The sequence below is a fragment of the Isoptericola sp. NPDC055881 genome (assembly GCF_053615895.1).
This window is the reverse complement of the sequence record NZ_JBSHCR010000004.1, coordinates 112041-119860: the sequence shown is the minus strand read 5'-3', so window position 1 is coordinate 119860 and position 7820 is coordinate 112041. Positions and strand designations below refer to the sequence as shown.

Below are 7820 nucleotides of genomic sequence, written 5' to 3'. Positions count from 1 at the left end.
CCTGGATCGAGTTCTACAACACCCGACGCCGCCACCAAGCCCTCGGCGGCCTCCCACCGACCAGCCGGCTGTAACCAACGTCGTGACCGGGTACACCTAGCCGCCGGCCCGCAACACGTCGTGGCGAAGCGGCGACCGCCTCCCACAGCGTCGGTGTGCACGTGTCGACGAATTGCCATCGATCAACGGGCGCACAAGATCGCCATCGGGCGATGCGGCGGGCCTTGCGCTCGTCGATCAACTCCCTCATGTGCACGGGTGCGGCCTCGCACGCGCCAGAATTCCCTTGGCGGCCGCCCGGCTGCCGCCGGAGCATGGGCGCCATGGACCGCACCTTCGACGAGCTCGTCGCCGAGGCCGACGCCGCGCCGATGGCGGGCTGGGACTTCTCCTGGCTGGCGGGCCGCGCCACGGAGGAGCGCCCGAGCTGGGGCTTCTCGCGGCTGCTGCACGCACGGCTCGGCACCGTCGACGCGGCGCTCGACCTGCAGACCGGCGGCGGCGAGGTGCTCGCCGCCGCGCCCACGCTCCCCCGCCTGCTGGTCGCCTCCGAGGGCTGGCCGCCGAACGTCGCGGCCGCGACCGCGCGGCTGCACCCGCGCGGCGTGGCCGTCGTCGCGCACGACGACGACGCGCCGCTGCCGTTCGCCGACGCGGCGTTCGACCTCGTCACGAGCCGGCACCCGGTGGTGCCGCGCTGGGCGGAGATCGCCCGCGTGCTGCGACCCGGCGGCACCTATCTCGCACAGCACGTGGGCCCGGCGAGCGTCTTCGAGCTGGTCGAGCACTTCCTCGGCCAGCTGCCCGACGACGTACGGCGCGGCCGCGACCCGCAGGACGAGGTGGCCGGCGCCCGCGCGGCGGGGCTCGAGCTGGTCGACCTGCGAGCGGAGCGCCTGCGGATCGAGTTCCACGACGTGGGCGCGGTCGTGTGGTTCCTGCGCAAGGTCGTGTGGATGGTGCCCGGGTTCACCTCCGACGCCTACCGGACCGAGCTGCGCGCGCTGCACGACCGGATCACGACGGACGGGCCGTTCGTGGCCCACTCGTCCCGCCACCTGCTGGAGCTGCGACGGGCACCGTGACGGGATCGTGACGACATCGTGTCCGTATCGCGAGGCAACCGCCCGCCTGGTCACGAGCCCGCCCCTACGATGGCAGCCATGATCTTCAAGGCCGTGGGGGACGGCCGTCCCTACCCCGACCACGGACACGTCACCGCGAAGGACTGGGTGGACGTGCCCCCGCGCCAGGTGCGCCTCGACGAGCTCGTCACCACCAAGCGCACGCTCGACCTCGACCACCTGCTGGCGGAGGACTCGACGTTCTTCGGCGACCTCTTCGCGCACGTCGTCGAGTATCAGAACGTCCTCTACCTCGAGGACGGCCTGCACCGCGCCGTGCGCGCCGCCCTGCAGCAGCGCCCGGTGCTGCACGCTCGCGTGCTCGTGCTTCGCTGAGCCCGCCGCGCTCCCACGAACAATCCCTCGAACTCAGGTAGTTTCTTCGCGTGACATCACCCGCCCCCGACCCGGCCCGCGAGACGCGCCGCAGGCGCGAGCACGAGCGTCAGGCCGTCGTCTTCGGGCTCATCATCGTGTTCCTGCTGGTCGCCGCGCTGGCGGCCGCCGCGATGTACTCGGGCGCCTTCAGCTCCCCGTTCTCGCGCCCCATCTACACGCCCGTCGCCGAGGCCCCGCAGCCAGAGCCCTGCCTCCCCCAGGTCAAGGGCCAGCCCGACGGCGCGCTCCCCGTGCCGTACTCGAAGGTCAAGGTGCGGGTCTACAACGCCGCCGACGGCAGCGAGCCGCTCGCGGGGGCGAACGCCGACGCGCTGACCGAGCGCGGCTTCGACGTCGTCACGAGCGGCAACTGGCTCGCCAAGCTGGACCAGTCCGAGGTGCGGTTCGGCACGAAGGGCATCACGCGGGCCTACACGCTCGCCGCCCAGTACCCCGACGTCCGCCTCGTGCTGGACGACCGCAAGGGCCAGACCATCGACCTTCTCGTCGGCGAGCAGTACAGCCCCCCGCTGAGCGAGGACCGCGTGCTCCTCACGGCCGACACCCCGATGCAGGACGTCGAGGGCTGCGTGCCCGCCGCCGAGATCACGCCCATCAAGCAGGAGACCATCAAGAAGCAGGGCTGACCCCGCGGCGAGCGCGCCCTCGTCAGTCGACCGGCGACGCCGCCGCGGGAGCCGAGGCGGGCGAGGCCGGCTCCTGGCTGGTCCCGCGCCAGCGGGCCACGGCGCGCATGCCGTGGAAGATGACCAGCGCCGACGCCGTGCCCAGCGCGATGCCCTCGAAGGACAGGTCGCCGACCACCCACGTGAAGTTCGCGATGCCGACGATCAGCGGCACCGCCGCGGTGGTGAGGTTCACCGGGTTGCCGAAGTCGACCTTGCCCTGCACCCAGATGCGCGCGCCGAGGATGCCGATCATGCCGTAGAGCATCGTCGTCGCGCCGCCCAGCACACCCGCCGGGATGGTCGCGATGAGCGCACCGAACTTGGGCGACATCGACAGCAGGAGCGCGGTCACCGCAGCCACCCAGTACGCCGCGGTCGAGTACACGCGGGTCGCCGCCATGACGCCGATGTTCTCCGCGTACGTCGTGGTGCCGGAGCCGCCGCCGACGCCCGCGAGCGTCGTCGCCAGACCGTCGCTGAACAGCGCCCGGCCGGTGAGGTCGTCGAGGTTGCGGCCGGTCATCGCCGCCACCGACTTCACGTGGCCGACGTTCTCCGCGATCAGCACCAGCACGACCGGCACGAACAGCCCCAGCACCGCCGGGTCGAACGACGGCGTGACGAAGTGCGGGAAGCCGAACCATCCCGCCTCGCGGACGGTCGTGAAGTCCACCTCGCCGCGGATCGTCGCCACGACGTAGCCGATGATCACGCCCACGAGGATCGACAGGCGGCCGAGGATGCCGCGGAACAGCACCGTCACGAGGATGATCGCCGCGAGGGTGATCACGGCGGTGACCGGCGCCACCTTGAAGTTGTTCCACGCCGCAGGCGCAAGGTTCAGCCCGATGAGCGCGACGATCGTGCCGGTGACCACCGGCGGCATGACGACGTCGATCCAGCGGGCGCCGGCGAAGTGCACCAGGACGCCGATCGCGGCCAGCACGAGGCCGGTGACCAGGATGCCGCCGACGGCGACGGACTCGCCGTGCGACGCCGTCGCCGCGGTGATCGGCGCGATGAACGCGAAGCTGGAGCCCAGGTAGCTGGGGAGCCGGTTCCGCGTGACCAGCAGGAACAGCGCCGTGCCGATCGCCGAGAAGAAGAGCGTCGTCGCGGGCGAGAAGCCGGTGAGCACCGGCACGATGAACGTGGAGCCGAACATGGCCACCACGTGCTGCATCCCGATGCCGATGGTGCGCGGCCAGCTCAGCCGCTGCTCGGGGGCGACGACGTCGCCGGGTCCGACGTGCTTGCCGTCGCCGTGCTTGGTCCAGCCGAGGCTCATGGTGCTCCGTCCGTCGGGCCCAGAAATGGGCCGCCGTGCTCACCGTGGATGCTCGCCCGTGAACGTCCGGTGAAGATTGCCGCCGCACAGCGTACTTGCCGCGCCGGGCCGCACCACCACCCGGGAGCTGCCGAGGTAGTGCGAACCGCGCCGAGGTAGTTCATGACGCACGGTCATGAACTACCTCGGCGCGGTGGGAGCTACCTCGGCACGGTTCGCACTACCTCGGCGCGGCGGGAACTACCTCGCGGAGCCCCGGCCTACCTCGGCGGGAGGCGGTGCCCGATCAGGGCGAGGTTCTGCAGGGTGGCGAGGCTGCACTGTGCGGCGTCGTTGGTGGACAGGGTGCGGGCCTCGTCGATCGGCACGAGCGTCTCCGGCGGCAGGACCGGCACGGGACGGAAGGCCTCCTCCCCCATGAACTCGCCCCCGCGGAAGTAGGCACGCCACGCGACGTCCGCCAGCCCGTCGTCGCCCAGCCGGTGCGCGGCGTAGGCGGCGAGCCGGGAGTGCGCCTGCTCGAGGTTCGTGCCCGTGAGGACGGTGCCCAGCTCCGCCTGCTGCTCCGCGGGCGTCGCGAGGTAGAGGCGGCAGTACTGCAGCCAGGCGGCCTTGAAGCCGGGCGCGTCGACCAGGCCGGCGTCGACCAGCGACACCAGCTCGGAGCAGATCTCGACCAGGCCGAAGACGGCGGACAGGTGCGAGACCGTGACGCGGTCACGGTCGGTGGCGAAGCGGCCCGTGTCCAGGTCGTACAGCGCCTCGCCGGTGAAGAAGCCGTGCGGCAGCGCGCCGATGTCGGTCATCGTGCCGACAAGGCGGTCGCGCGACCGCTCGTCACCCGTGATCTCCCAGTCCGCGAGCCACGTGGCGGCCAGCGCGCTCCAGTCGGTGCCGAGCCCGACGGCGAGGGCGTCGCGGCGCGGGCGGTAGGTGGCGGCGTCGGGACGCACCTTGCGCGTCGGGTCGAGACCCAGGAACGTCCGGTCCGAGTCCCGCTGCGCGACCATGAGGTCGCGCGTGTGCTCGTCGCCCGTGAGGAAGTAGTGCGGCCGCCGGTACGCCGGCGTCGAGATCCGCAGCTGCTTGGCGCTGCAGCCCCAGTGCTGCACGTTGTGCCGGCTGCCCAGCCCCTCCCACGGGCCGGCGTGGTAGACGTCCACGTCGCCCGTGTGCCGGGTCATGCGCTCCGCGAGCCGGAAGACGTCCGCCCGGCCGGTGCGCAGGAACGACGTCCACAGCCACAGGTCCGGGGACAGCTCCGAGTTGTCCCAGGCGTAGCCGCCCACGTCGTAGCGCCACACGTGCCGGTCGGGGTCGTAGGCGTGCATGACGTCGCCGAAGTGCCAGAAGCCGTACCAGGAGCGCTGGTCCACCTGGCCGACGTAGAAGTCGAGCAGGGTGGCCAGGCGGTCCTCGAGGTCGGCACGCTCCGGGGTGCCGCGGTCCACGAGGTCCCAGTCGCCGAGGACGCCGGCGGCGTGCAGCGCCTCGGGCGTCGGCACGAGCTGGGGCCGGACGGCGGTGGCCGCGGCGAGGCGGGCCAGCACGTCGGCGTCGGGCGTGGCGGCGAAGGCGGTGACGGTGAGCTCGTGCGTGCGGCCGATGCCGTGCGCGGACCCGAACCCCGGCTCGTAGTCCTCGTACGTGATCTCGAGCGCGTCGAGCTGGTCGTCGAACGAGTCCTGGCCGAGGCCGTCGTGGTAGAAGCGCAGGTCCATCGGCGCGGCGTCGGGCGACCAGAGCCAGGTCGTGAGGGTGCCGACGTCGGAGGCCGCACCCGCGACGTCGATCCCCGTCGGGTGCGACTGCCAGAACCCGGTGAGCCCGACCGCGAGGCCGCCGGCCGTGTCGCCCAGGTAGCCGAGCCCCTCGGAGCGCGTGCCCTGCGCGACGTCGATCCACGGCCGGTCGGCCGCGGTCCTCTTCTGCACGGTGAAGCCGTGCGCGGACAGCTGGCTCAGCGACCACGCGTCCCAGGCCGGCACCCAGCGCAGCCGGTCGGTGACGCGCGCGTCCCACTCGGCGAGCGGGGGTGTAGGGCGGCCCGCCACCTGGGCGGCGCGCACGTCCGCGCCCGGGTCACGACGCAGCCCCGTGACACCCTGCACGGCCTCGCGCACCAGGCCGCCGTCGGCGCCCGCGAGGCGCACGTGCCGGTCGTACGGGGCGGCACGCAGCGGCACGTCGAACCGCACCCCCAGCGCGGCGAGGAAGTCCTGCTCCGGGTCGCCGTCCCAGACGAACGAGTGCACCAGCCGGAACGTCGGCGCCCCGGCGGCGAGCACCAGACGGAGCGTGAACGGGAGCCAGCCCGCGGCGGCGTCGTCGTGGGCGCGCTCGACGTCGCGGTGCAGGCCCGTCACCCGCACCACGGCACGCAGCGGGCCCGCCTGCTCGACGACGACCTCCCGCACGACGCCGACCGCGTCCCGGCGGGCGCGGTGGTCGGGCTCCGGGTGGTCCTGGCGGCTGGACACGAGCCGGCCGGCGCGCGCCACCTCGACGGCGCCGGTCCCCGTGCCCGCCCGCACCGACCGCACGACGTCCGGCCCCGAGCGGGCGACCACGACGACGCACGCGCCCGTGTCCACGACCACCTCGTCGTCGCGCTCGTCGACCGTGACGACCGGGCCGTCCGCCGCCTCGCCGTGCGCCTCGCCATCCGCCTCGCCGTCCGCCGACGTCACCCGGTACGACGTGCTCGGCGCCTGCCCGGCGCCGAGGGCGACGCCGGACCACTTCACGCTGCCGTCGGGCCACGTCGCGAGCGGCCAGGTCTGCGCGGGGACGACGCGGCCGTCGGCGTCGACGACGACGAGCGAGCCGGCGTCGCGCACCGCTCCCGGACGGAACGGGACGCCGCAGGTGACGCCCCCGACGGTGAGGTCCGGCGCGGCGTCCTCCAGCCAGCGCAGGGGGACGTCGGCGGCGGCGCGCGGACGCTGGGCGGCGGGAGCTTCCGAGCTGAGAGCGGTGGTCATGACAGGGGGGTCACCTCGAGGTTGCGGTAGTGGGCCACGAGCGGGGACATCTGCCGGAAGCCGATCCGGCCGGCGCCGAGCGGCGCGTCGTCGTGGAAGGTGAAGAGGGTGAGGTCGTCGATCGCGAAGGCGACGTCGGCGCCGCGCTTGGTGACGCGCACGCGGTAGTGGCCGTCCGCGTCGTCCGGGCCGGGCAGCGGGTCGGCGCCCTGCGCGACCAGGTGGAATCCCGGGCTCTTGCGCAGGTTGCAGGTGCGGAACCGCTTCTCGGTGGCCCACTTGCGGCGCAGGTAGGACACGTGGAGCGTCGCGACGTCGCCCGAGTGGTACTGCGGGTAGTAGCCGGTCCGCTCGGCCAGCGCGGGGTCGAAGAGGTCGCGCCCGCCGGTCCCGGTCGCCGCGAAGAACAGCATCGCCAGGCCGTCGCCGGCCAGCGGCCGGAAGTCCCACGCGACCTCGACGTCGGCGGCGAAGACCTCGGGGCACCAGAGGGTGAAGTGCGCTTGGTCGCCGCGGCCGTCGGCCACGAGCGCGGCCTCGTCCGCGGTGCTGCGCAGCACCACGCCGTCCTCCGTGTGGTCCACGCCCACCGGGCCCTCGGCCACCCAGCCCGCCAGGTCCGACGGCGCGGCGAGCGCGTTGCGGTAGACGGTCACGGCTGCACCACCCACGCGCCGAGCGCCTCCTCCTGGTCGTGCGCGCCGTCGAGGACCTGCAGCGCCTCCGCGACGTACCGCGCGACGGCGCGCGCGCCCGCCGTCGTGAAGTGCGTGTTGTCCTTGGCGAGGGCGTCGTCCACGGCCAGCCCGGCGGCGACGGCGGCGCCGTGCGGGAACAGCGCCGCCGACGCCTCCGGCCCGAGCCAGCCGTAGAGCCAACGCGTGAAGGAGGTCAGCTCGAGCACCGGCACGTCCCGCGCGCGCCCGAGGGCACGCACCGCCGCCGGGTAGGGCCCGTGCGACCAGCGCAGCGCGCCGTCGTCGTCGAACAGGCGCCGCTCGACGCTCGTGGCGAGGACGGGGCGTGCGCCGTGCGCGCGCACCTCGTCCACGAACGCCGCCAGCCGCTCCGTGTACCCGCCGTCGGCGGCGAGCGTGGCGGGCTCCTTCTGGTCGTTGTGGCCGAACTGGATCACGACCGTGTCCCCGGGCCGCAGCTCGGCGAGCAGGGCGTCCCAGCGGCCCTCCGCCCGGAACGACGCGGTCGTGGCGCCGCCGATGGCGTGGTTGCGCACGACGTCGTCGGTGCAGGCGGCGAGCTCGTCGCCCCAGCCCAGCAGGGGCACCGCGGCGTGGCCGGACGTGCGGCCCTCGTCGGTGGGGGCGACGGTCGAGTCGCCCGCGAGGTGGATCGTCAT

At 73.7% G+C, this 7820-nt stretch carries 7 protein-coding genes; 3 read left to right on the top strand and 4 right to left on the bottom strand.

The annotated features are described in order from the left end of the window. The first annotated feature begins 323 nt into the window (after positions 1-323). From ACWGKI_RS02495 to ACWGKI_RS02485, 3 genes are all read left to right on the top strand, one after another. A complete protein-coding gene (locus ACWGKI_RS02495; protein ID WP_452184416.1) occupies positions 324-1085 on the top strand; it encodes a class I SAM-dependent methyltransferase in 762 nt (253 codons plus the stop codon). Positions 1086-1163: 78 nt separating this feature from the next. Continuing rightward, on the top strand, positions 1164-1460 hold the full coding sequence (locus ACWGKI_RS02490) for a type II toxin-antitoxin system VapB family antitoxin (protein WP_380241142.1): 297 nt from the start codon (positions 1164-1166) through the stop codon (positions 1458-1460). Between the two features lie 50 nt (positions 1461-1510). Then, complete coding sequence (locus ACWGKI_RS02485) at positions 1511-2149, top strand: LytR C-terminal domain-containing protein (protein ID WP_452184413.1); 639 nt, start codon at positions 1511-1513, stop codon at positions 2147-2149. A 22-nt stretch (positions 2150-2171) separates the two neighbouring features. Here the strand turns inward: ACWGKI_RS02485 and ACWGKI_RS02480 are convergent, their stop codons facing one another. From ACWGKI_RS02480 to ACWGKI_RS02465, 4 genes are all read right to left on the bottom strand, one after another. Then, entirely contained in the window at positions 2172-3479 is a 1308-nt protein-coding gene (locus ACWGKI_RS02480; RefSeq protein ID WP_452184411.1) for a uracil-xanthine permease family protein, read from the bottom strand. 260 nt (positions 3480-3739) lie between these two features. Further along, positions 3740-6463 carry an exo-rhamnogalacturonan lyase family protein gene (locus ACWGKI_RS02475; protein ID WP_452184409.1) on the bottom strand — a complete coding sequence of 908 codons (2724 nt, stop codon included), beginning with the start codon at positions 6461-6463 and terminating at the stop codon, positions 3740-3742. Further along, entirely contained in the window at positions 6460-7134 is a 675-nt protein-coding gene (locus ACWGKI_RS02470; protein WP_452184407.1) for a DUF1961 family protein, read from the bottom strand. The genes ACWGKI_RS02475 and ACWGKI_RS02470 overlap by 4 nt, the downstream gene beginning before the upstream one ends. Next, entirely contained in the window at positions 7116-7820 is a 705-nt protein-coding gene (locus ACWGKI_RS02465; protein WP_452184405.1) for a rhamnogalacturonan acetylesterase, read from the bottom strand. Before ACWGKI_RS02465 ends, ACWGKI_RS02470 begins: the two co-directional genes overlap by 19 nt.